The 24,778-nt window shown below is 25.6% G+C and carries 19 protein-coding genes; 11 read left to right on the forward strand and 8 right to left on the reverse strand.

Annotation, left to right across the window (positions count from 1 at the left end):
• Positions 1-4 precede the first annotated feature (4 nt).
• From recA to odhB, 7 genes are all read left to right on the forward strand, one after another.
• The gene (gene recA, locus H0H40_RS00200) at positions 5-1,000 is read left to right on the forward strand and encodes a recombinase RecA (protein WP_185869074.1); all 996 of its coding nucleotides are present in this window, start codon (positions 5-7) and stop codon (positions 998-1,000) included.
• Between the two features lie 21 nt (positions 1,001-1,021).
• Positions 1,022-1,786 carry an MBL fold metallo-hydrolase gene (locus H0H40_RS00205; protein WP_185869075.1) on the forward strand — a complete coding sequence of 255 codons (765 nt, stop codon included), beginning with the start codon at positions 1,022-1,024 and terminating at the stop codon, positions 1,784-1,786.
• A gap of 128 nt (positions 1,787-1,914) precedes the next feature.
• Entirely contained in the window at positions 1,915-5,088 is a 3,174-nt protein-coding gene (gene ccsA, locus H0H40_RS00210) for a cytochrome c biogenesis protein (RefSeq protein ID WP_185869076.1), read from the forward strand.
• A gap of 2 nt (positions 5,089-5,090) precedes the next feature.
• Entirely contained in the window at positions 5,091-5,888 is a 798-nt protein-coding gene (locus H0H40_RS00215; protein ID WP_185869077.1) for a lysophospholipid acyltransferase family protein, read from the forward strand.
• Positions 5,889-5,901: 13 nt separating this feature from the next.
• Positions 5,902-8,601, forward strand: coding sequence for an alanine--tRNA ligase (gene alaS, locus H0H40_RS00220; RefSeq protein ID WP_185869078.1), 2,700 nt, complete (start codon positions 5,902-5,904; stop codon positions 8,599-8,601).
• 21 nt (positions 8,602-8,622) lie between these two features.
• Positions 8,623-11,403 carry a 2-oxoglutarate dehydrogenase E1 component gene (locus H0H40_RS00225; protein WP_185869309.1) on the forward strand — a complete coding sequence of 927 codons (2,781 nt, stop codon included), beginning with the start codon at positions 8,623-8,625 and terminating at the stop codon, positions 11,401-11,403.
• Between the two features lie 29 nt (positions 11,404-11,432).
• Positions 11,433-12,626, forward strand: a complete 1,194-nt coding sequence (odhB, locus tag H0H40_RS00230; protein WP_185869079.1) for a 2-oxoglutarate dehydrogenase complex dihydrolipoyllysine-residue succinyltransferase — start codon at positions 11,433-11,435, stop codon at positions 12,624-12,626.
• Positions 12,627-12,671: 45 nt separating this feature from the next.
• Here the strand turns inward: odhB and H0H40_RS00235 are convergent, their stop codons facing one another.
• Genes H0H40_RS00235 through H0H40_RS00245 form a run of 3 tightly spaced genes read right to left on the reverse strand, consistent with a single transcriptional unit; the run spans position 12,672 to position 14,624 of the window.
• A complete protein-coding gene (locus tag H0H40_RS00235; RefSeq protein WP_185869080.1) occupies positions 12,672-13,229 on the reverse strand; it encodes a hypothetical protein in 558 nt (185 codons plus the stop codon).
• Between the two features lie 34 nt (positions 13,230-13,263).
• Positions 13,264-13,941, reverse strand: a complete 678-nt coding sequence (locus H0H40_RS00240; protein ID WP_185869081.1) for an alpha/beta hydrolase — start codon at positions 13,939-13,941, stop codon at positions 13,264-13,266.
• Positions 13,942-13,949: 8 nt separating this feature from the next.
• The gene (locus H0H40_RS00245) at positions 13,950-14,624 is read right to left on the reverse strand and encodes an ABC transporter ATP-binding protein (RefSeq protein ID WP_185869310.1); all 675 of its coding nucleotides are present in this window, start codon (positions 14,622-14,624) and stop codon (positions 13,950-13,952) included.
• Positions 14,625-14,735: 111 nt separating this feature from the next.
• On the opposite strand from H0H40_RS00245, the gene sucC reads away from it, so the two are divergent.
• From sucC to H0H40_RS00265, 4 genes are all read left to right on the forward strand, one after another.
• Positions 14,736-15,938 (forward strand): ADP-forming succinate--CoA ligase subunit beta, encoded by a 1,203-nt coding sequence (gene sucC, locus H0H40_RS00250; RefSeq protein WP_185869082.1) that lies wholly within the window; start codon positions 14,736-14,738, stop codon positions 15,936-15,938.
• A gap of 12 nt (positions 15,939-15,950) precedes the next feature.
• A complete protein-coding gene (locus tag H0H40_RS00255; RefSeq protein WP_185869083.1) occupies positions 15,951-17,447 on the forward strand; it encodes a hypothetical protein in 1,497 nt (498 codons plus the stop codon).
• 141 nt (positions 17,448-17,588) lie between these two features.
• Positions 17,589-19,703, forward strand: coding sequence for an ATP-dependent Clp protease ATP-binding subunit (locus H0H40_RS00260; protein ID WP_185869084.1), 2,115 nt, complete (start codon positions 17,589-17,591; stop codon positions 19,701-19,703).
• The gene (locus tag H0H40_RS00265) at positions 19,700-20,347 is read left to right on the forward strand and encodes an endonuclease III domain-containing protein (RefSeq protein WP_185869085.1); all 648 of its coding nucleotides are present in this window, start codon (positions 19,700-19,702) and stop codon (positions 20,345-20,347) included. The genes H0H40_RS00260 and H0H40_RS00265 overlap by 4 nt, the downstream gene beginning before the upstream one ends.
• On the opposite strand, the gene H0H40_RS00270 is transcribed toward H0H40_RS00265, so the two are convergent.
• From H0H40_RS00270 to H0H40_RS00290, 5 genes are read right to left on the reverse strand one after another with little or no spacing between them, the layout of a single operon-like run.
• Positions 20,336-20,674 carry a DUF3127 domain-containing protein gene (locus H0H40_RS00270; RefSeq protein ID WP_185869086.1) on the reverse strand — a complete coding sequence of 113 codons (339 nt, stop codon included), beginning with the start codon at positions 20,672-20,674 and terminating at the stop codon, positions 20,336-20,338. The genes H0H40_RS00265 and H0H40_RS00270 overlap by 12 nt on opposite strands.
• A gap of 6 nt (positions 20,675-20,680) precedes the next feature.
• The gene (locus H0H40_RS00275) at positions 20,681-21,616 is read right to left on the reverse strand and encodes an SPFH domain-containing protein (protein ID WP_185869087.1); all 936 of its coding nucleotides are present in this window, start codon (positions 21,614-21,616) and stop codon (positions 20,681-20,683) included.
• Between the two features lie 12 nt (positions 21,617-21,628).
• The gene (locus tag H0H40_RS00280) at positions 21,629-21,943 is read right to left on the reverse strand and encodes an iron-sulfur cluster assembly protein (RefSeq protein ID WP_185869088.1); all 315 of its coding nucleotides are present in this window, start codon (positions 21,941-21,943) and stop codon (positions 21,629-21,631) included.
• Positions 21,940-23,391: a M16 family metallopeptidase gene (locus H0H40_RS00285; protein WP_394366750.1), complete on the reverse strand. Its 1,452-nt coding sequence runs from the start codon at positions 23,389-23,391 to the stop codon at positions 21,940-21,942. Before H0H40_RS00285 ends, H0H40_RS00280 begins: the two co-directional genes overlap by 4 nt.
• The gene (locus H0H40_RS00290; protein ID WP_238785686.1) at positions 23,381-24,676 is read right to left on the reverse strand and encodes a M16 family metallopeptidase; all 1,296 of its coding nucleotides are present in this window, start codon (positions 24,674-24,676) and stop codon (positions 23,381-23,383) included. The genes H0H40_RS00285 and H0H40_RS00290 overlap by 11 nt, the downstream gene beginning before the upstream one ends.
• Positions 24,677-24,778 lie beyond the last annotated feature (102 nt).

Raw genomic sequence — 24,778 nt, forward strand, 5'->3', positions numbered from 1 at the left:
TATTATGAAGGAAAAAACTGACCAAAAAAGAAGATCATTAGAACTTGTTCTGGAAAAAATGGATAAAATGTATGGGAAAGGGACTGTTATGCGAATGGGAGACTCTAATATAGAAAATTTAGAAATTGTTTCTTCTGGATCTCTAAGCTTAGATATAGCTTTAGGAATAAAAGGATTTCCAAAAGGTCGTATCATTGAAATATTTGGACCAGAATCTTCTGGAAAAACTACTTTAGCTTTACATGCAATTACTCAATCTCAAAAATTAGGAGGATTTGTGAGTTTTATTGACGCTGAACATGCTTTTGATTGTTTTTATGCAAAAAAAATAGGAGTTAATATAAAAGATCTAATCATATCTCAACCAGATAATGGAGAACAAGCACTGGAAATAGTAGATAATTTAATTAGATCTTGCGTTATTGATATGATTGTTGTTGATTCTGTAGCGGCTTTAACTCCTAAAAGTGAAATAGAAGGAGAAATGGGTGATTCTAAAATAGGATTACAAGCTAGATTGATGTCTCAAGCCTTGAGAAAACTAACTTCTAGTATAGGAAAATCAAAAAGTATTCTCATATTTATTAATCAATTAAGAGAAAAAATAGGTGTTTATGGAAACCCTGAAGTTACTACAGGAGGAAACGCTTTAAAATTTTATTCATCAATACGATTAGATATACGAAAAGGAAATCAAATTAAAAATGGAGAAAAAATATTAGGCAATAGAACAAGAGTAAAAGTAGTAAAAAATAAACTATCTCCTCCTTTTAGAACAGCTGAATTTGATATAATGTACGGAGAAGGAATATCAAAAATAGGTGAAATACTAGATTTAGGAGTTGATCTAGGAGTTATTAAAAAAAATGCATCTTGGTTTAATTATAAAGATATGAAACTAGGTCAAGGAAGAGATTCTGTAAAGGAATTTTTAAAAGGGAAAAAAAATATTTTAAATGAAATAGAAACAAATATAATAAATCAATATGTTCGAAAATAAAAAATTGGTTAGTTCATACATATGAAAATTACCTTTTTAGGAACTGGATCTTCTCAAGGTGTTCCTATTATTGGATCTAAACATCCAGTATGTTTATCTAAAAATCCAAAAGATAAGAGACTTAGAAGTTCTGTTTTAATTGAAAAAAATCAAAAGAAATTACTAATTGATTGTGGACCAGATTTTAGATATCAAATGTTGAGAAGTAATCATTGTAGATTAGATGCTATTTTTATTACACATGAACACCATGATCATATAGGTGGATTAGATGATATAAGATCAGTTTATTTTCAAATGAAAAAACCCATACCTGTTTATGGGTTGCGAAGATCTTTAAAAGAAATAAAAAAAAGATTTTTTTATTTCTTTTCAGAAAATCATAAATTAAATACATCAAAAATATCCATACATGAACTAGATAATTGTAAAGATTTCTTTTTTATGGAGCATTTTCAAGTTTTTCCTTTATTTATATGGCATGGGGATCTTCCTATTTTGGGGTTCCGTATAGAAAATTTTGCATATATTACGGATGCAAGCAGTATTTCAGTTCAAACAATTCAACAGTTAAAAGGATTAGATATATTAGTCTTGAATGTTTTAAGAAAACTTCCAAAAAATCATTTTACTATTTTCGAATCTTTAAATGTAATTCAAGAAATTTTTCCTAAAAAAACTTATTTAACGCATATTAGTCATGTGCTTGGATTTCATGAAGATCTTGAGAAAGAATTACCGAAAAATGTCTATTTAGCTTATGATGGATTAATCATATATGTATGAAAAATACAATAAAAATATCTTTTCCAAAGATTCCTAAATTAGGATCCTCATCGTGATAATCTCATTATTAATATTGTACAAATGATTTTTCTTCTTTCTAAGAATATTTCTATTAATTCAACAAAAATATGCAGCAATTAAGAAAAATTTTTTTTTCCACAAAAATAACTTCTTTTTTATTTTTATTGTTTGCAATATCTATGGCTCTAGCTACTATTCTGGAGCAGAAATATTCTACCAGTGTTGCAAAAGTATTTATTTATGAATCTACTTGGTTTGAGATTATAATGTTATTAATTATAATAAACCTTATTGGAAATATATGGAAATATAAATTATGGAATTATAATAAAATTCCTCTTTTTATTTTTCATTTATCATTTGTATTTATCCTCATTGGAGGAATTTTTTCGAGATATTATAGTTTTGAAGGAATAATGTCTATAAGAGAAGGAGAAACAAATAGAAAGATTATTTCTAGAAAAAATTATTTTAAATTAGAAATTAATCAAGGAAATTACACTAAATTTTATCATGACCCTTATATCCTTTCTTCTTATCATAGTGGATATAAAAAAAATTTTTCTTTTCAAGGAAATCCATTAGAAATAAAAATTTTGGATTTTATTCCATGTGCAAAAGTTATTTTTTCTCAAAAAAAACCAAAAGAAAAAATTGTCAAGATTATTTCAAGTAGTCAAAAAGGAAGAACAGAAAATTTTGTTAAAAATGGAGATGTCACGAAAATAAATGGTGTAATATTTTCTCTCAACAAGAAAATTCCTTTTGGAATACAAATTTTTGAAAAGAAAAATAAGCTGTTTTTAAAATCTTCTTTTACAGGAGAATGTATTAATATGATTAATAGAAAAAACTATTTTGTACTCAAAAATACTTTTGATGTTTTAAGAATAAAACACTTATATCGATTTAAAACAGATCATGGAATGATTCATTGGGTTGTTCCAGAAGGAATTGTAAAAGGAAAATTAGAATATATAAAATCATGTGAAAAAGATGGAGATGATAATAACGGTTTATTAAATGCTATTACAGCAAAAATATCTTTTCTAGATCAATCTAAGTTAGTAACTTTTTTAGGAGGAAAAAATACAACAAAAATGAGCAATCCTTTATTGTTTAGGGATTGTAAAGTATCTATTGGATATGGATCTTTATCTTTGCATCTTCCTTTTTTTTTGAGATTAAATAATTTTAAAATAGAAAATTATCCAGGTTCTGAATTTCCTTCCTCTTTTATGAGCAATGTAACTATCATAGATAAAAAAAATCAAAAAAATTATTTGATTTATATGAATAATGTTTTGAATTATAAAGGATATAGATTCTTTCAGTCTGGATATGATCCTGACAAAAAAGGAACTCATTTCTCTGTTAATAATGATTATTTAGGTACCTATTTTTCCTATATAGGTTATTTTTTAATGAGTATAGGCATGTTTATGACTTTGTTTTGGAAAGGAAGTAGGTTTAGTTATTTAAAAAATAAATTAAAATATTTATATTCCAAGAATTATTCAATTTTACTTTTTTTATTATTATTTCTAGGGAATAATTGCGATTCTTTTTCTCAAGAAAAAAATACAAATAATAAAATACACGAATTCAAAAAAATTCCTTTAGAAAATGTATATGATGCTATCCATATTCCTAAAAAACATAGTGAAAATTTCGGACGTTTATTAGTACAAGATTACAAAGGAAGAATAAAACCTATTAATACTATAGCTATTGATCTTCTTAGAAAAATACATAAAAAAAATTCTATAGAAAATATAGATGCTAATCAATGGTTTATATCTATACATCAAGATAATATTTTTTGGACAAAAGTTCCTTTTATTAAAGTAGATAAAAAAGGAGGAGATAAATTTTTAAACAAGGTAAAAGCAAATAAACAACATTATGTTTCTTTGATGGATCTCTATATTTTAGATCCAAAAACATTAGGTTTAAAGTTTGTACTACAAGTAGATTATGAAAAAGCTTTTTCTAAAAATCCAATGTACAGAAATCAGTATGATAAAGCAGTCTTAAATCTTAGTGAACGTGTAGGAATTATTCATGAAATTTTTCAGGGTAAATATATTCGCATTTTTCCTATTCCTAATGACGTTAATCATACCTGGTCTAGTTGGATTATATTAGAATCAAACAGATTAAATTTTCCTGGATTATTTATGTATAATAATTATCTAAAATCTCTATTAGATTCTCAAAATGAGAAAAATTGGAATATTGCAGATAATGAAATAAAAAAAATACGATTGTATCAAATAAAACATGCAAAATCTCTTCTACCTTCTGAAAATAAAATTTCGATGGAAATCATTTACAATAAACTTAATATATTTTATATTTTATCTTTTCTCTATGCTTTTTTTGGAATCGTTATTATAATCAATTCTTTTTTAAGAATTTTTTTTCATAATAAATATTTGCATTTTTTTTCTAAAATATTTTTTTTTATTTCATTATTTTTATTTGTTTTAAATTTTTTTGGTTTAGTTTTTAGATGGTATATTTCAGGACATGCCCCATGGACTAATGGATATGAATCAGCTATTTTTATCGGTTTTTGTTTAGTAGGAATAGGATTTCTATTTTATAGAAATAGATTTGTTTTAGGAATAACCGTTTTAATATCATCTATTTTATTAATGATAGCGAATGGAAATACAATGGATCCAGAAATAACAAATTTAGTTCCAGTTTTAAAATCTAATTGGTTAATTATACATGTTGCAACAATAACAAGTAGTTATGGTTTTTTTTTCACAGGATCTTTTTTAGGATTTTTTGTGTTGCTTTTATATATATTAAAAGCATATATTCACTCTTATAGAAAGAGAATTCAAATGAATATTGAGAAATTAACGATTATTAATGAAATGTGCCTTATTATAGGTATTTTTTTATTAACAATAGGAACTTTTTTAGGTTCTATTTGGGCAAATAATAGTTGGGGTAGATATTGGAGTTGGGATCCAAAAGAAACTTGGGCATTAATTAGTATTATGATTTATGCTTTTGTATTACATATGCGATTTATTCCATGGATGAAAAGTATATTTGCTTTTAATTTTTTTAGTATTTTATCAATAAGTTCTATTATAATGACTTATTTTGGAGTAAATTATTATTTATCTGGATTGCATTCCTATGCCAAAGGAGATCCTATTCCAATTCCTTTTTGGATATATTGTAGTTTATTAATTTTTTTCATTTTCACAAGTTTTTCATATTATTCTTCTAAATTTTATAATATTACAAAAAAATAAAAGTGGATTTTCATTCATTTTTTTTAAAAACCAATGAAAAAAAAAAAAGTACTCTTTTTAGAGACGCATTCGGAAATTTACATTTTATAAAACGTTTTTTAATTTTCACTTTTGGTTGCATTTCCTATAATCGTTATAATGGATTTAATCAACTACAATTAAAGGGGACAGAATATATTAAAGATCTACCTGATAAAAAAGTTCTATTTGTCTCTAATCATCAAACTTATTTTGCAGATGTATTCGCTATGTTTCATGTTTTTTGTAGTGTAAAAAATGGATTTGTAAATAGCATAAAAAACCCAATTTATCTTCTAAACCCAAAAGTTAATTTGTATTATGTGGCGGCTAAAGAAACTATGAATAAGGGGTTTTTAACAAAATTATTTATTTATTCTGGAGGTATCACTGTAAAAAGAGCATGGAAAAAAGGAGAAAACAAAGTAAGTCAGTCAGAGAATATATCTGAAATAACTCGTATGGGAATAGCTATTAATGATGGATGGCTAATTACCTTTCCACAAGGTACGACTCAAGAATTTGCACCAGGACGAAGAGGAATTGTTCATGTAATTAGAAAATATAATCCTATCGTTGTACCTATTGTAATAGATGGATTTCAAAAGGCTTATGACAAAAAAGGAATTCGAATTAAAAAAAAAGGGATATTACAGAAAATGAAATTTAAAAAACCTATTCAATTAGATATAAAAAAAGATTCTACTGAAAACATTATGGAAAAAATTATGGATGCTATAGAACAATCTCCTAAATATTATAGAAAAAAAATTCATAAATAATAATGTATTGATTATGAAATACAAATTGATAAAAGACACTTTTCTCAGTTTTTTTCAAAAAAAGGAGCATAAAATTATTCCTTCTTTTCCTATTTATTCAAATAATGATCCTACTCTTTTTTTTATCAATGCAGGAATGAATCCTTTTAAAGATTATTTTTTAGGTCACATGAAACCGGATTATTCTAGAATAGTAAACGTTCAAAAATGTCTTAGAGTAACTGGAAAACACAATGATTTGGAAAACGTAGGATATGATAATTACCATCATACTATGTTCGAGATGTTAGGAAATTGGTCTTTCGGAGATTATTCCAGAAAAGAAGCCATAGAATGGGCTTGGGAATTATTAATTGATGTTTATAATATTCCAGAAGAAAATATTTACGTATCTATTTTTATTGGAGACAAAAAGGAAGGATTATTTATGGATGACGAAACTTTCAAATGTTGGAAAAATTTAATAAAAAAAGATAATATTCTTTTCTTTGGAAAAGAAGAAAATTTTTGGGAAATGGGATTAACAGGTCCTTGCGGACCTTGTTCAGAAATTCATATAGATTTACGTAATGAAAAAGAAAAAAAATTTTTACCAGGAAAAAATCTTGTTAATAAGAATCATCCAAGAGTCATAGAAATTTGGAATCTTGTTTTTATAGAGTTTTTACGTAAATCAGATGGTATTTTAGAGAAACTTTCAAAAAAACATGTTGATACAGGGATGGGATTAGAAAGGTTATGTACAGTATTGCAAGGAAAATTTTCTAGTTATGAAACTGATATTTTTTATCCAATTATTCAAACCATTAAAGAATTTTTGGGAAAAATTTATAAAGAAGATTTTCATCAAAAAGTGTCTATACACATAATAGCAGATCATTTAAGATCTATTGTTTTTTCCATTTCCGATGGAATATTACCATCAAATAATGGAGCTGGCTATGTTATCAGAAGAATTATTAGAAGATCTATAATTTATGCAAATCGTTTTTTGTATCAAAAAGGACCTTTTATTTATCAATTTGTAGATTTTTTAGTAAACAATATGGAAAATGATTTTCCAGAATTGGAAAATAAAGAAGAACACATAAAAAATGTAATTTTGGAGGAAGAATTATCTTTTTTAAGAGTTATTGAACAAGGGAATCAAAAAATTCAACATATCATAGAAAAAACTAAACAAAAAAATGAAATCATTGTTGATGGAAAAACTATTTTTCAATTATATGACACTTATGGTTTCCCTATGAGATTATCAAAAATATTAATTGAAAAAAATAACATGTCAATTGATGAAAAAGCATTTCATGAAAAACTGTTAGAACAAAGAAATAGATCCAAAAAAGGATATATAAAAAAAAAAGATTGGATAAAAGTACATGATCATCAATTTATTAACGGAAATATTAGTCTTGTAGGATTCATAGGATATGATACAATAAAATGTGAAATTTTAATTGTAAAATACAGGAAAGTAGAAAATATACTAGAAAAAACTCATTATTATGAGTTAGTTTTTTCAAAAACTCCTTTTTATCCGGAAGGAGGAGGACAGTTAGGAGATAATGGAATCATAAAAAATGAAAATGATGAAATTCATATTTTCAATACTAAAAAAGAAAATTCCATTATTATACATTATACTAAAAAATTGCCTTCGAATGTTTCTTCTCATTTTCATGCTATAGTTAATCAAAATAGAAGATCAGAAATTGAGAAAAATCATACTTCTACTCATTTACTGCACTTTTCTTTGAAAGATGTATTAGGAAATCATATACAGCAAAAAGGTTCTTATGTAGGAGATGAATATTTACGATTTGATTTTTCTCATTATAAAAAGATAAGTCTTGAAGAATTGCATAGAATAGAAAATATGGTACAAAAATTAATTTTTTCTGATCTTCCTTTAGAGGAAAGAAATTTTTCATCCTTGCAAGAAGCTAGGAAAAATAGATCTATTAGTGATACATTCGAAAATAAATATAAGAAAGGAGTTAGAGTTATAACTTTTGGTGATTCATCTGAATTATGTATTGGTACACATGTAAGACACACTGGACTAATTCAAATTTTCAAGATAATATCAGAAACGTCTGTATCGTATGGAATACGAAGAATTAAAGCAATAACTTCGAAAAAAGCAATACAATACTTAAAATCAATTCATGATCAATATCAATCTCTAAAAGAGATGATGAAATATCCTGAATCTCCTTTAAAAAATTTTATTGATTTACAAAAGCATAATAAAGAATTAAAAAAAGAAATATCAAAAATACGGTTACAGCAAGTGAATAGAATCAAAAAAGAATATTCTCTAAAAATTATTCAATTATCTTCAATTAACTATTTATATGATATCGACCTTTTTCAAGAAAAAGAATTAGATATGAATCTTGTTAAGAAAATAGTTTTAGATTTAAGATGTGAAATATCTAATTTATTTATGATTGTTGGGTTTCTAAGGGGGGGGAAGCCAGTTGTATTTATATCTATTTCAGATTCTGTAATTAAAAGTCAAAATATTCATGCTCATAAAATCATATGTAGGATTGCATCTTATATACATGGTAAATATTGGGGAAATTCTTTTTTTGCAGCGGCTATAGGAACTAAAAAAGATGGATTGAATTTAATTTTGAAAGATGCAAAAAACATAAAAAATCAAATAAACTTTGATAGATATTTAAAATGTTTAAATTTGGAATAAAAATAGTATATGAGTGAATCTATGAGTGATAGATATTCTTTTCTAAATTCCATTCATCTAAAAAATTTAGAATATCTATATAATAAGTATAAAAAAAATCCTAATTCAATAGAAAAAAGTTGGAGAGATTTTTTTCATGGATTTGATTTTGGAGAAAAAAACTATAAAACAGTTTTTTCATCAAAATCAAATAGTCAAGAAAGTTATAAAAAATCATTTCAATCATTTCATTTAAAAAATGATAATAATCTTATTAACCAGGAATTTTTAGTATATAATTTGATTAATGCTTACAGAAAAAGAGGTCATTTTTTTACTCATACAAACCCTATACGAGAAAGAAGAAAACATTTTCCTTCTTTGGATTTAGAAAATTTTTCCTTATCAGATAAAGAACTAGATATGTCTTTTGAAGCTGGAAAATTGATAGGAATTGGAAAAAATTCATTAAGAAATATAATCAAATATCTTAAAAATATTTATTGTGGGTCAATAGGAATAGAGTACATGTATATTTCAGATCCTACAAAAATTCAATGGATTGAACAATGGTTTCAAAAAGAAAAACTGCAATTTTCTGCAGAAGAAAAAAAGTTTTTTTTGAAAAAATTAAATGCAGCAGTTGCATTCGAAAACTTCATTCATACGAAATTTGTAGGTAAAAAAAGGTTTTCTATAGAAGGACATGAATCTATATTGCCTGGATTAGAAGAAATGGTAAAGTATGCATCCAGAAAATATTTGACAGAAGATTTTATAATTGGTATGTCACATAGAGGTCGTTTAAATCTTCTTTCTAATTTTTTTCAAAAAAATTATTCTCAAATATTTAGTGAATTTCAAGAAAAAGAATACAAAGAAAAAACTTTTTCTGGGGATGTAAAATATCATCTTGGATTTTCCACAATCAGAAAAGATTATAAAGAAAAATATATTAAACTGAATTTAGTACCTAATCCTTCACATTTAGAATCTGTAGACGCTATTGTGGAAGGAATTACACGTGCAAAAATAGATATCATTTATAATCAAAACAGTAATTCAGAGAAAATTATCCCTATTTTAATTCATGGAGATGCAGCATTAGCAGGTCAGGGTATTGTTTATGAAGTTATTCAACTATCTAGATTAAAAGGATACAAAACTGGAGGTACAATTCATATCATACTTAATAATCAAATAGGTTTCACTACAAATTACACTGAAGGACGTTCTAGTATTTATTGCAGTGATGTGGCAAAAGTTATACTTTCTCCAGTATTACATGTTAATGCAGATGATGTAGAGTCTGTCATACGAGCTATTCATTTTTCTGTAGATTTCAGGATGAAATATCATGAAGATGTTTTTATAGATTTGCTTGGATATAGGAAATATGGACATAATGAAGGAGATGAACCTAGATTCACTCAACCTTCTTTATACAAAGCTATTTCTAAACATACAAATTCTTATAACTTGTATAAAGAAAAATTAAAAAGAGAAGGAGTTGTTAGTAATGATGATATAATAAATATGGAAAAAGAATATGAAAACATTCTGAATATAGGATATAATAAAGCAAAGAACATAAAGTGGAATGTTTTGAATTCTTTTTTAGAAGAAGAATGGAAAAATGTTCCTATAGTATCTAATCATAAAGATATTTTTCATACAGTAGATACTAGAATTTCAATGAAAAGAATTATAGATATATCCAATAAAATTTTTTCTCTTCCCAATCATAAAAAATTTTTTAGAAAAACGGAATCTATTTTTCAACAAAGATTAGAAATGATTAGTAATCAATTAGTGGATTGGAGTATGGCGGAATTGCTTGCTTATGCTACACTTTTGGATGAAGGATTTCATATTCGTTTATCGGGAGAAGATGTAGCTAGAGGAACATTTTCTCAACGTCATGCAATTGTCAAAACAGAAGAAGAAGAAGAAATTATTCTTTTGAATAACATACGAAGAGAACAAGGAAAAATACAAATTTTTAATTCCCCTCTTTCAGAATACGGAGTATTAGGTTTTGATTATGGATACGCTATGTATTCTCCTCATGTTTTAACTTTATGGGAAGCTCAATTTGGAGATTTTGGAAATGGAGGACAAATTATAATAGATCAATATATCTCCTCCGGAGAAAACAAATGGAAAATTAAAAATGGAATTGTCTTATTGCTTCCTCATGGATATGAAGGACAAGGTCCAGAACATTCTTCTGCGCGCGTAGAACGTTATTTGCAACTTTGTGCTAACAACAATTTATTTGTGGTAAATTGTACTACTCCATCTAATTTTTATCATCTTCTAAGAAGACAAATGAAATTAAAATATCGTAAACCTCTTATAGTTTTTACTCCAAAAAGTTTACTTAGAAATTCCAAATGCTTATCTCAAATAAAAGATCTTTCTGAAGGAAAATTTGTTGAAATATTAGACGATCCTTCTGTGCAAGATACCAATCAAATAACTAAATTAATTTTTTGTTCTGGAAAAATATATTATGAATTGCTCAAAAAAAAAGAATCTATAAAAAATGAAAATACAGCATTGATTCGAATCGAACAAATTTATCCATTAAAGATGGAAAGAATTAAAGAATTACTTGTTACGTACAAAAACAAAAAAGAAATTTTTTGGGTTCAAGAAGAACCGGAAAACATGGGATTATGGAGTTTTATTTTAAGAAAGATAGGAAATATAATATCGTTTAATTTAATCTCTCCGTCTGAAAGTTCTAGTCCATCTACAGGGTCTTATCCAGATTTTTTAAAAATTCAGAATAAAATATTGGAAAAAGCTTTTTTTTGATTTTATAATATTTAAAAAAATTTATATTTATGATAATAAAAGTAAAAGTGCCTTCTCCAGGAGAATCAATTACAGAAGTAGAAGTCTCCACATGGTTTGTGAAAAATGGAGATTATGTTGATAAAGGTAAAACAATAGCAGAAATAGATTCAGATAAAGCTACTTTAGAAATTTCCGCAGAAGAAAATGGAGTAATTACTTTAATGGTAAAAAAAGGAGAAAGAATAAGAGTTGGAGATGTTTTATGCCTTATTGACACTTCTAAAAGTTCTAAAAATCAAGAATGCGCAGAAAAAATTCCTAAAAAAGAAAAAGAGTTGTATTTAGAAAACATAAAAATTCTTTCTCCAGCTTCAAAAAAAATTTTAAAAGAAAAAAATATTCCTATAGAATATGTAAAAGGAACAGGAAAGGATGGTAGGATCACAAAAGCAGATTGTATTCTTTTTCAAGAAGAAAAAAACTCTTTTTCAGAACCTCTTTCAGTACCTAGATCCAAGAAAATAACACCTCTTTCTTCTTTGAGAAGAAAAATTTCTGAAAGATTAGTATCTATAAAAAATGAAACAGCTACACTGACTACATTCAATGAAGTTGATATGCAAGAAATTTTTATTATAAGGAAAAAGTACAAAAATGTTTTTCAAGAAAAACATGGAGTACACTTAGGATTTATGTCTTTTTTTATTCTTTCTTGTGTCAGATCTTTACAAAGGTATCCAGATGTTAATGCTATGATTAGTGGAGAAAAAAAAATTAATTTTGAATATTGTGATATTAGTATTGCTATATCTGGTCCTAAAGGGTTAATGGTCCCTGTTATCAGGAATGCGGAAAATTTATCATTTCGTGAAATAGAACAGGAAATTAATAATTTATCAATACGTGTTCAAAACGGAACAATTTCTATAGATGAAATGACAGGTGGTACATTTACTATTACTAACGGAGGTGTTTTTGGATCTATGTTGTCTACTCCAATAATCAATCCACCACAAAGTGCTATATTAGGAATGCATAAAATTATGGAAAGACCTGTATCTATTCATGGGTCTATTGAAATTCGTCCTATTATGTATTTAGCTTTATCCTATGATCATAGAATAATTGACGGACGGGAATCTGTTGGATTTTTAGTATCTGTTAAAGAACATATAGAAAATCCAATAAAATTTTTAATGGGAGGAAGTGAAAAAAATATTCCTAGTGTATTAGAATTGTAAAAATTCGTTTAGTTGATAAAATTTTTTTGTAGAAAAAATGAAATGTTATGATTTTCTAATATAAGGATTTTGTTTGTTTTTATTTCCTATATTTATTTTTTTCATTTGCATTTGTATAATCTGAATTTGATCATGTAGTAACCCATAAGTATCCGTTTTTTTTGCTTCCAACAATAAAATTTTAGCCATTTTTTTCTCTCCTCTTGATAAAGACGCTATTGCCAAGTTCAATTTGGCAATTGCTATGTTTTGTTTAAACTTTAGTCCAAAATGTAGAGATTTCTGCATATAACTCTCTGATTTAAGTATATTCCTTTCAGAATATAAAATTCCATTCAAAAAATAATAATAAGCAATTTGATTCTTAGTAAGTTGTAACTTAGGGTTTTTTATATATCCCAAATATTTTTTTAATCCATTCATATCTTTTTTTCTTATTTTAAGAAATGCCAATAACAAAAATTCATTTCTGAAAATAAAAAAAACAGGTATAAAACTTAATAAAGTAAAAAAAAACCCGAAAAGATAATTTCTCTGTAAAAAGAAAAAAATGGATACAAAAAAAGTTATTATGAATAATATTATTTTTGAATATTTACTCATGATTTTGTTTATTATGGTTTATTATTATGGTTTATTATTTAGAATAAATATGTTTTTTTTTAATCCAATTCATAAGATCTTGATAATTTAAACTGTTCAAAGTATGTCCCGATTCATATTCTTTATAATCGAAAGAAAGTATTTCATTATCCTTAAGAAACTTTAGTCCTTTTTTGGTCCAATTTAAAGGTATGATTGTGTCATATTTTCCATGAGATATAAAGAACTCCAAATTAGAATAATGATTTTTGTTTATTTTTTCAGGTAAAATATTTCTTTCTAAATAACCACTTAAAGCAATTACTTTTTTTATTTTATTAGGTCTTTTAAAAGCAATAGCATAACTTAAAATAGCACCTTGACTAAATCCACATAACCAAACTTGGTCTTCTTTTAACTGATATTCTTGAATAGCTTCATCTATAAAAAAAGATATTTTTTCAATTGTTTTTTTAGCTTGTAAAACATCGATAAATTTTTTTTCATTTGAAAAATCAATATCATACCAAGAATATTTGTCTGTTCCAAGAGAATAAATTCCTTGAATGCTAATTATGAAAAAGTTATTAGGAAGATCTTTTTTAAAAGAAAAAAGATCTTCCTCGTTACTTCCATATCCGTGAATCATCAAAAAAAGAATACTTTCATTTCCATTACCATTAATTGGTTTTTTTATAATATGTTTAATAGAAAGTTGATTTTTTAAAAGCATAAAATATTTTATTTTTTTATTTGATAGATTTTTCCATTTTCTATTTTTAGTTGTTCATCAGCTATGTCTGCTAATTGCATATTATGAGTAACAATTAAAAAAGTTTGTTTTAGTTTTTTTCTAAGGAAGAAAAAATTATGTAATTTATCTGCGTTTTTCTTATCTAAATTTCCAGAAGGTTCGTCTGCAAAAATAACTTTAGGATCATTAATTAAAGCTCTTGCTACAGATAACCTTTGTTTTTGTCCTCCAGATAGTTCTTCTGGCTTATAGTTTTCATATTTAGAAAGATTTAATTTGTTTAATAAATTTTTAGCTTTTTTTTTTACATTCTTTTTATTTTTTTTATTTATAAACCCCGGTAAACAAATATTTTCTAATGCAGTAAATTCAGGAAGAAGTTGAGGAGTTTGAAAAATAAAACCTATCGTTTGATTTCTTATAATAGAAAGTTCTTCATCTGAAATAGATAATACTTCTTTTCCATTTATTTTTAAAACAGTTTTTAATTTTTTTTTTATAGTAGGTCTTTCCAAAGTTCCAAGTATATGTAACAAAGTACTTTTTCCAGCTCCAGATTCTCCCAAAATACAAACTATATTTCCTTCTTTTACAAAAAGATTCACTCCTTTGATTACTTCATCTTTTCCAAAAGATTTATAAATATTTTCAGCTTGAATCATTTTTTGTAAATTTTTATTTTTTAATTCTTTCGACATATTCAAGTTAAATAAACATTATCAAAAATAAGCGAATTTTAGTTTAAATTTACTTGTAAATAAAATTATTTTCTAATGAATTTACATGAATACCAAGGTCGTGACATATTGAACTCTTTTTCAATTCAGATACCATATGGTATCATTGCTTCCTCTCCAGAAGAAGCTGTAAAAGCGGCAAAAATTATTTTTCAAAGAACTGAAAAAAAATCTTTGGTAATTAAAGCGCAAATACATGCAGGCGGACGTGGAAAGTCTGGTGGTGTTCAAATTGTGAAAACTTTAGACGAAGTTTATGAAAAATCAAAAAATATATTAGGAAAATTTTTAGTTACTTCACAAACTTCTAAAAAAGGAAAATTAGTTAGAAAAATTTTATTGTCTGAAGACATTTATTCTTACGAGTTCAATCCACCTAGAGAATATTATTTATCCATATTACTCAATCGTGATATAGAAAAAAATATGATTCTCTATTCCAAAGAAGGTGGAATGAATATAGAATCTCTTTCCAAAAAGAATCCAGAAAAAATATATACAGAAAAAATAGATCCAATATTAGGATTACAATTATTTCAAACTAGAAAAATTGCTTTTAATCTGGATATGTATAATGATTCATTAAAAAATTTTAGTTCTTTTTTAATTTCTCTTTATGAAGCTTATAAAGCCTGCGATGCTTTATTATTGGAAATAAATCCTTTAATAAAAACATTTGATAATAAAATCATTCCTGTAGATATAAAAATAGTATTGGATGATAATGCTTTGTTCCGTAATAACAAATATTTTATGATAGAGGATAAAGAAGATGTTGATATTCTTCTTGAAAAAGAAGCTAATGAAGCAAATTTGAATTTTATAAAATTAGAAGGAAATGTAGGATGTATGGTAAACGGAGCAGGATTAGCTATGGCTACAATGGATATGATTAAATTTTGTGGAGGAGAACCAGCTAATTTCCTAGATATAGGAGGTTCCGCGGACAATAAACGTGTAGAAAAAGCTTTTTCTATAATATTAAAAGATCAGTCTGTTAAAACAATATTGATTAATATATTTGGTGGAATAGTTCGTTGTGATACAGTAGCAAAAGGAATAATTAATTCATATTCTAAAATCGATCATGATATTAAAATTCCTGTAGTTATTCGTTTACAGGGTACAAATGAAAAAACAGCGAAAGAAATGCTTAAAAAAAGTTCACTACCTATTTATTCTGCTGATACATTAAAAGACGCTGCTGATAAAATTAAAAATATTTTACATCTAAATTAAAATAGATGTTCTATGAATAAAATTTTTCTCAAAAAAATTATATTAGCCGAAAAATATAAACCTATTAACTTAAATGAGTTGATAGGACAAAGAAATATTTGTATTTCTTTAAAAAAAGCAATACAGGAGAATCGTTTATCTCAAGTTTTATTTTTTTTGGGACCAAAAGGAGTAGGAAAAAATACATGTGCATATATTTTAGCAAATGAATTGAATTCTTTCTCCGAATTAAAACACTCAAATGTATTTGAAATCAATGGAGGGTTTCACTACTCTTTAAAATATATTTATAAAGTTATTGATCAATCTAGATCTTTTCCTAAAAAAGGAAAATATAACATTTTTATTTTTAAAGAATTACATAATTTTTCTCAATATTTTTTCTATCTATTTTATAATTTTATAAAAGAAGAAAATCCACATATATTATTTATTTTTTGCGGAATAGAAGAAAAAATAATTCCAGAATTTATTTTATCACATAGTCAAATTTATGAATTTGAAAATATTTCTGTAAAAGAAATTTTTTTTCATTTGAAAATGATTTCGGAAACAGAAAATATAGAAATAGAAAATGAATCTTTATTGATTATTTCCCAACATGTAGAAGGATCTCTAAGTAAGGCTATTCATTTGTTCGATAGATTTCTATCTATTAATAAAACAAAAATAACTAAATGCCTTATAATGAATAAATTAGGAATTATTGACATAAAATACTATTTTGAAATAGTAGATCATATTTTAAACGAAAATGTCAATAAAATATTGATCCTGTTAGATACAGTATTTCAAAAAAAAATTTACTATTATAATTTTGTAGCTGGATTAACTAAACATTTCAGAAATTTATTTTTTTCTAAAAATTATGAAACAATTTCTATTTTGAAATTCAAAAAAGAGATAATACAATCTTATGTTGAACAATCAAAAAAAATATCTTCCTTTTTTTTAATTCATTCTTTAAATATATTTCATCGTTTAGAAAACGAATGCAGATTAAAAAATCAAAATTCCAGATTGACTATAGAAATAAATTTAATACAATTAACACATTTTTTTTCTATTCATAAAAAAAAAAATCATAAAAATTTAACAATGCAAACGATAGAAAAAGATCGTAAAGAATTTTATTTATATGAAGAGAACGAAAAAATTCAGTTCTTGCAAAAGAATTGGATGATATTCGTACAGAAATTTTCAAGAAAAATAAATCCTATTTACTTGGACTTTTTAAAAAATGAAATACAATTTCAAATCATAAAAAATAAAATACTTTTTATGATCCCATCAAAATTAGAGAATCGATATTTTTTATTAATTCAAAAAAATTTTGAAAAATATTTCAAAAAAAAATTAAGTAGTTCAGATTTGGAGTTTCAAGTCATAAAAAAAGAATATCCAATCAAACAGTTAGAACAATATAATTTTTTATATAAAAAAAATAAATTAGTAGAAACATTAATAGAACGATTGAATTTAAAAATATCTTCTTCTAGAACTAAATAGAACTAGATAATAAAACAATAAAATTAGTTATAATTTTACTATGTAAAAATATGTAAATATGTAAAATTTTTCGAAAAAATTTTATATTCATTTTCCAATAAAATACATAATATGTTTTATCTTTTCTATAAATTTTAATTTATGATTCATTATTACTCGTCAAAAATTATAAAAAAAGTTTTTTTCTCTTATTCAGATGAAGACATGGAAAATGATAATAGTTCTACTTCTTATTCTTACGGATCAGGAGGAAGTGGAGCAGGATCAGGTTATTATGGAGGAGCTTCAATAAAAAGCAAAACTCCTGTTTTGGATAATTTTGGGAGAGATTTGAATGCTATAGCAATAGAAGGTAAATTAGATCCAGTAGTTGGAAGAGACAAAGAAGTAGAACGTGTTTCTCAAATATTGAGTAGAAGAAAGAAAAACAATCCTTTACTTATAGGAGAACCTGGGGTAGGAAAATCAGCAATAGCCGAAGGATTAGCGCTTCGTATTGTGCAAAAAAAAGTATCTAGGGTATTATACAATAAAAGAGTGGTTGTTTTGGATTTAGCCAGCTTGGTCGCTGGAACTAAATATAGAGGACAATTTGAAGAAAGAATAAAGACAATTATAAATGAATCAGAAAAAAATTCTGGTCTAATCCTTTTTATAGATGAAATACACACAATGATTGGAGCAGGAGGAACAACAGGATCATTAGATGCATCTAATATATTTAAACCGGCTTTGGCACGAGGATATATTCAATGTATTGGAGCCACTACATTGAATGAATATAGACAATATATAGAAAAAGATGGAGCTTTAGAACGAAGATTTCAAAAAATTATAGTACAACCCTCTTCTGAGGAAGAAACTATAGAAATATTGAAAAAAATAAAAGGGGAATATGAGAGTCATCACAATGTTCTTTATACAGAAAAAGCAATAAAATCTTGTGTAACTCTAACTGTCCGCTATCTTGTAGACCGTCATTTACCTGATAAAGCTATTGATGCTTTAGATGAATCAGGATCTCGCGTGCATATTAAAAATATAAAAGTTCCTCAGGAGATAGTCATTCTGGAAAAAGAATTAGAAAATATTCGTAAAGAAAAATCTAAAGTTGTTAAAAGCCAAAAATACGAGGAAGCTGCACGTTTACGTGATACAGAAAAACGTATAGAAAAACAATTGATAAAGGCTCAAAAGGAATGGGAAAAATCTTCTAAAGAAAATAAAGAAATCGTATCTGAAGAAAATATTGAAGAAGTAGTATCTATGATGAGTGGAGTTCCAGTAAAAAAAATAGCTCAAGCTGAAATGAGAAAGTTAAATAGAATGACAGACATATTAAAAGAAAAAATAATAGGTCAAGATGAAGCAATAGAAAAGATAGTAAAAGCAGTTCAAAGAAACAGAACTGGATTAAAAGATCCTAATTCTCCTATAGGTTCTTTTATTTTTTTAGGACAAACAGGTGTAGGGAAAACCTATTTAGCAAAAATTTTCTCAAAAGAACTATTTGATTCAGAAGAATCATTAATACGTCTAGATATGAGTGAATATATGGAAAAATTTTCTGTTTCTAGATTAATAGGGGCTCCTCCAGGTTATGTTGGTTATGAAGAAGGAGGACAATTAACAGAAATTATACGTCGTAAACCATATTCTGTAATATTGTTGGATGAAATAGAAAAAGCACATCATGAAGTATTTAATATTTTATTGCAAATGTTGGATTACGGATGTGTAACAGACAGTATTGGAAGAAAAATAAATTTTAAAAATACCGTAATTATTTTTACGTCAAATACAGGGACACAACAATTAAAAGAATTCGGTAAAGGAATTGGATTCCATACTAAAGCACGACAATCAAATAATTACATTAAAAATATCCTAGAGCAATCTTTAAAAAGAACTTTTCCTCCAGAATTTTTAAATAGAATAGACGATATTCTTATTTTTAACTCTTTAACACGAGAAAATATATCTAAGATAACTTCTATAGAATTAAAAAAGATAATACTTCATGTTTCTAATCTAGGTTATAGGTTAACTTTATTACCTGAAGTAATAAACTTTATTCAAAAAAAAGGATTTGATCATGAATACGGAGCTCGTCCTTTAAAAAGAGTAATGGAAACATTTATTAAAAATCCTATATCAGAATGTATTATTAATGAAACATTAAAAAAAGGAGATATAATCTCATTGAGAATGAATAAAAAAAATAACAACACAGAAGCTTTAATTCAAAAAATATGAATCTTCTTTTTTTCAAAAAAAAAACGGAAATAATTGAAAAAATATTAGATTCTTTATATCCAAATCCAAGGAGCACTCTATATTATATAAATGAATACACCTTGCTTATAGCTATTCTCCTTACAGCAAAAAGTAAGGAGAAAAAAGTAAATGAAATAACAAAATGTTTATTTAAAAAAATAAAATATCCCAAGGATATTTTGCATTTTTCTGTTGAAAAAATAAAAAATTTTATAAAAAATATAGGTCTTCATAACAAAAAATCAAAAAATATTTATGACTTGTCTATTACTTTGTTGAAAAACTATAATAGTTTTATCCCTAAAAACATTTCCAAATTAAAATCTTTGCCCGGAATAGGACATAAAACAGCATCTGTTTTTTTATCTCATGTATCAAATATTCCTGTATTTCCTGTAGATTCTCATATTCATAGAATGATGAATCGTTGGGAATTGAGTAATGGAAAAAATGTTAAAAAAACGGAAGAGGATGCAAAACGAATTTTCAATAAAAAAAATTGGAAAAAATTACATTTTCAAATTATTTTTTATGCAAGAGAATATTCTCCTTCTCAAAATTGGGATCTAAATAAAGATATAATTTATCAAAAATTATTAAAAAAAAAATTGTTAGAAAGGTAAATCATCAAAATCATCAGAAGATAAAGATGGAGATATAGAGGATGTTTTTGAAGAACTAGAATCTTCTATTTTCCATCCTTGTATGGAATTAAAATATTTAATAACTCCTTCAGGATTAGTCCATTCTCTTCCACGAAGATTGATAAAAATTTTTATTTTATCTTTTTGTTTTATATTATCTAACAAATCTACCTTATCTTGAATAAATTCAATTAATATATTTTGCGGATATGGTTCTTCAGTAGTAAGAACAATTTCTCTTTTTCTAAATCCACTATCAAATTTTTGAGTTTTAAAAAGCTTTTTAACTATTCCTATAATTTCCATGAAATTTTATGATTTATTTTTTTTATTCTTTTTTTTGAGTGTTTCTCCAATTTGATTAGAAATATTAAATGAAGTAATCATATTATTCAACATTTCACTAGCTGATCCTGGAGAATTAGGTAATAAAATTAAATTTGTATTACTTCCTTCTCCCATGGATTGAAGAGTGTCATAATGTTGTGTTACTACAATCAAGGCTGAAGCTTCCTGTGAATTTATTCCTACATTATTTAATACTTCAACAGATTCTAATATCCCTCTAGCTATCTCTCTACGTTGATCTGCTGTTCCTTTTCCTTGTAATTTTTTACTTTCAGCCTCTGCTCTCGCTTTAGCAACAATTTTAATCCTATCAGCTTCCGCTTTATACTCAGCTGCTACTTTTTCTCTCTCAGCTGTATTAATACGATTCATAGCTTGTTTTACTTGTTCATCGGGATCTAGATCTGTAACTAATGCTTTAATAATGGAATATCCATAATCTAACATAGATCCTTCTAATTCTCCTTTCACTACGAGTGCTATGTGATCTTTTCTTTCAAAAAGATCATCTAAACGCATTTTTGGTACCTCTGCTCTAACAACATCAAAAATATAAGAAGTAATTTGAGAATGAGAATTATCTAATTTATAAAAAGCTTCATATACTTTTTCTTTGATTACTTTAAACTGAACTGATATTTTCACTTTAACAAAAACATTATCTTTTGTTTTTGTATCCACTAAAATGTCTAATTGTTGAATTTTTAAAGTTAGTTTTCCTACTATATGATCTAAAATTGGAATTTTAAAATTTAATCCAGCATAACGAATACTATGAAATTTACCCATTCTTTCAATGATAAAAGCAGTTTCTTGATTAACTATAAAAATGAAACCAGAGACAATAGACAAAATTAAAATAGTTAATATTCCATAAAATAATAAACTAAAAATACTCATACTTAAAAAATTTTATAATAAACCAAGTTCTAAACGAGCTTCTTCGCTCATGAATTCTCTACTCCAAGGAGGATCAAATGTTAAGACTACATCTACATTTTTTATTTCTTTCAAGGATTCAACTTTATTTTTGATCTCAATTGGTAAACTCTCTGCTACTGGACAATTTGGTGTAGTTAAAGTCATTATGATTTTAACTTTTTTTTCATTGGAAATCTGAATATCATAAATAAGACCAAGTTCATAAATATCTACCTCTATTTCAGGATCATATATACTTTTTAAAACAGAAATAATACGATCTTCTAAAGAATAATTTTCTTTCATTTTTCATCTTTTTTTAAGAAAGATCCGTTTGGATTAAAAAAACGAATCGGATAACCTAATTTTTTTATATTAGGTAATATATCATTAGATTTTCCAATAACTATAATCCTACCTTTTTTAATAGAAAATATTTTTTGAGATGACTGACGTATATTTTCTCTAGTAACTGATTGAATTTTTTTTAAATAGTTTTTATAAAATCCATTCGAAAGATTATTTCTTTTTTCAGAGATAAAAAGATCATTAATCCTATTGGGATCTTCTAAATCAAGAATAAATTGTCCACTGATCTCTTTTTTCTTAATATCTAATTCCTCATAAGAAACTTTTTCCTTATTTATCTTTACAATTTCATCTAATATATCTTTAATCGCTTTTTCTGTTACTTTACTCCTAACCTGAGTATAAACGGAAAAATAACCAATATTTTTATCAGATTTTAAAACAGAATAAGCTCCATATGTATAAGCTTTTTTTTCTCTAAGGTTTAAAAATAAACGACTTTGAGGTCCTCCACCTAATATACCATTGGCTAATATAGAAGAAAAATATGAAGGGTCACTTTTCTTAAAACGAACTGGACCTCCAAAACAAATCGTAGATTGTGTAAGAGAAGGAACATCTACTATATTTATTTCTGTTTCAGATGGAAGAATATATTCTTTTTTTACATATTTATTATCATTCACAAATGGCTTTCTTTTCCACTTAGAAAAATATAAACTGCATAATTTTTTCGCTTCTTTTTTTGAAATATCTCCTATAAAAGAGAGATAAAAAATATTTGGAATATAATATTTATCATATAATCTTTTTAAATCATCAAGAGTTATATTTTTAATAGTATCATGAGTTTCATACTCTCCATAAGGATGATCTTTTCCAAAGTATAAAACATTTTTAACTCGTTGTAAAATAGAATTAGGATCCTTTTCAGAAAGACGAATGTCTATGATTCTTTGTTTGATAATTTTTTCCAATTCTTTGGAATTATCAAATTTACTATTTATTAATATATCACTGACTATAGAAACAGATTTATTTAAATTCTTTTTTAAAGTAGAAATTGATATTTCAAAAAAAGAAGTATATAAATTAGATCCTATATGATCAATCGTTTCATCTAATTCTTCCTTGGAACGATTTTTTGTTCCAGCACGAAGCATTTTACCAAAAATTTTTTTTATTCCAGCTTTATCTTTTTCCAAAAAAGGACTACAGTCTAATTCCAAACCAATTCTAACTAAAGGAAGTTTATGATTTTCTGAAACAAGAACTTTCAAACCATTTTTCATCCGAAAAAATTCAGGTTTTTTGATATTGATAGTAATTTTCCTTTTTAAAGATTTGGGAGGAATATTACGATTAACAGTGTTAGAAAACATAATTGTTGTTGAAAAAATTGTTGCAATAAGAATAATAATTTCTTTAAAAAGTTTATTTTTCATCGGAACTTGGAACATTGTATAAACGAACTCTACTGTTTTTATTTAAATACTTGTTAGCGACTCTCTTTATATCTTCTACGGTTATCTCACGATATTTCTTTATATCGGTATTAATTAAATTTGCATCATTATAATATAAATAATAATGAGCTAAATTTTCAGCTATTCCACTCATGTAATAATTATCAGATAAAAATTTTTTTTCAAAAATATTTCTCTGTTTTTCCAATTCATATTCTGTAATACCTTTTTCTTTTAATAAATCAATTTCATCATCTATTGTTTTTGTTAAATCATCTAAAGTAATTCCTGGATTAATAAGACCATATATAATAAAAATTCCATAATCTTCCATTGTGTCAAAAAAAGAACCTGCATAAGAAGCTATTTGTTTAGAATTAACAACTGTTTTCATAATTCGGGAACTTTCTCCAGAAGATAAAACATGATCTATTATTTTTAGTATATAAGAGTCTTTATTGGTCATTTTAGGAACTCTATACGATAAAAACACTCCAGGTACTTTCGTGTTTTTATCTACATATGTAGAAAATATTTCTTTTTGAATGGGTTCTTCTTTTATTTCTTTCATTCTAAAATCTATTTTACCTTTTGGAATGGAAGAAAAATATCTCTTAATTAATCTTCTTGCTTCATTCATATCAAAATCACCTGCTACAACTAAAACAGCATTATTTGGAACGTAATATGTTTTATAAAATTTTTTATAATCATTTTCCGTAGCTGTATCTAAATCTTTTTCAAATCCAATAATAGGATATTTATATGGATGTTTTTTGAACAATAAAGAAGGAATGATTTCCGAAAGAGCTGTTACATATGGTTGATTTTCCATTCGCATTTTTTTTTCTTCTTTCACCACTTCTCTTTGTGTATTAATACTTTCTTCATCTACTTTGGCATGAAGCATTCTCTCAGATTCTAACCATAAAGCCAATGGAAGACGATTAGATGGTAAAATTTCATAATAACAAGTTTCATCGTAATTTGTATAAGCATTATTTTTTCCACCATTAGATGCTATATATTTAAAGTATTCTCCTTTTTTAATGTTTTTAGATCCTTCAAACATAAGATGTTCAAAAAAATGAGCAAAACCTGATTTTCCTGGAGTTTCATTTTTACTTCCTACATGATATAAAACAGAAACAGAAACCAAAGGATTTGTTTTATCTTGATGTAAAATAACATGTAATCCATTTGATAATTTTTCTTCAAAAAATTTTATTTTATACAATTCTTTGGAATTTAAATAATTAAACATTGTAGATGAAACTAACACTAACAATAAAAAAAAATAAATCCTATGCATAACAGGAAACAAAGTTAAAGATTAACAAAAGAAATTTACGAATTTTTTTTTCCA

This window comes from Blattabacterium cuenoti (assembly GCF_014252295.1).
GTDB classification, from domain to species: domain Bacteria; phylum Bacteroidota; class Bacteroidia; order Flavobacteriales; family Blattabacteriaceae; genus Blattabacterium; species Blattabacterium cuenoti_V.

Coding starts and splice junctions, on each gene's coding strand:
- H0H40_RS00255 (WP_185869083.1), top strand. CDS start 15,951: ATGAATAAAATTTTTCTCAAAAAAATTATATTAGCCGAAAAATATAAA.
- H0H40_RS00245 (WP_185869310.1), bottom strand. CDS start 14,624: ATGATTCAAGCTGAAAATATTTATAAATCTTTTGGAAAAGATGAAGTA.
- H0H40_RS00235 (WP_185869080.1), bottom strand. CDS start 13,229: ATGAGTAAATATTCAAAAATAATATTATTCATAATAACTTTTTTTGTA.
- H0H40_RS00265 (WP_185869085.1), top strand. CDS start 19,700: ATGAATCTTCTTTTTTTCAAAAAAAAAACGGAAATAATTGAAAAAATA.
- odhB (WP_185869079.1), top strand. CDS start 11,433: ATGATAATAAAAGTAAAAGTGCCTTCTCCAGGAGAATCAATTACAGAA.
- H0H40_RS00290 (WP_238785686.1), bottom strand. CDS start 24,676: ATGTTTAATTATTTAAATTCCAAAGAATTGTATAAAATAAAATTTTTT.
- H0H40_RS00240 (WP_185869081.1), bottom strand. CDS start 13,941: ATGCTTTTAAAAAATCAACTTTCTATTAAACATATTATAAAAAAACCA.
- H0H40_RS00205 (WP_185869075.1), top strand. CDS start 1,022: ATGAAAATTACCTTTTTAGGAACTGGATCTTCTCAAGGTGTTCCTATT.
- H0H40_RS00280 (WP_185869088.1), bottom strand. CDS start 21,943: ATGAAAGAAAATTATTCTTTAGAAGATCGTATTATTTCTGTTTTAAAA.
- H0H40_RS00270 (WP_185869086.1), bottom strand. CDS start 20,674: ATGGAAATTATAGGAATAGTTAAAAAGCTTTTTAAAACTCAAAAATTT.
- sucC (WP_185869082.1), top strand. CDS start 14,736: ATGAATTTACATGAATACCAAGGTCGTGACATATTGAACTCTTTTTCA.
- recA (WP_185869074.1), top strand. CDS start 5: ATGAAGGAAAAAACTGACCAAAAAAGAAGATCATTAGAACTTGTTCTG.
- H0H40_RS00225 (WP_185869309.1), top strand. CDS start 8,623: ATGAGTGATAGATATTCTTTTCTAAATTCCATTCATCTAAAAAATTTA.
- alaS (WP_185869078.1), top strand. CDS start 5,902: ATGAAATACAAATTGATAAAAGACACTTTTCTCAGTTTTTTTCAAAAA.
- H0H40_RS00275 (WP_185869087.1), bottom strand. CDS start 21,616: ATGAGTATTTTTAGTTTATTATTTTATGGAATATTAACTATTTTAATT.
- ccsA (WP_185869076.1), top strand. CDS start 1,915: ATGCAGCAATTAAGAAAAATTTTTTTTTCCACAAAAATAACTTCTTTT.
- H0H40_RS00260 (WP_185869084.1), top strand. CDS start 17,589: ATGATTCATTATTACTCGTCAAAAATTATAAAAAAAGTTTTTTTCTCT.
- H0H40_RS00285 (WP_394366750.1), bottom strand. CDS start 23,391: ATGAAAAATAAACTTTTTAAAGAAATTATTATTCTTATTGCAACAATT.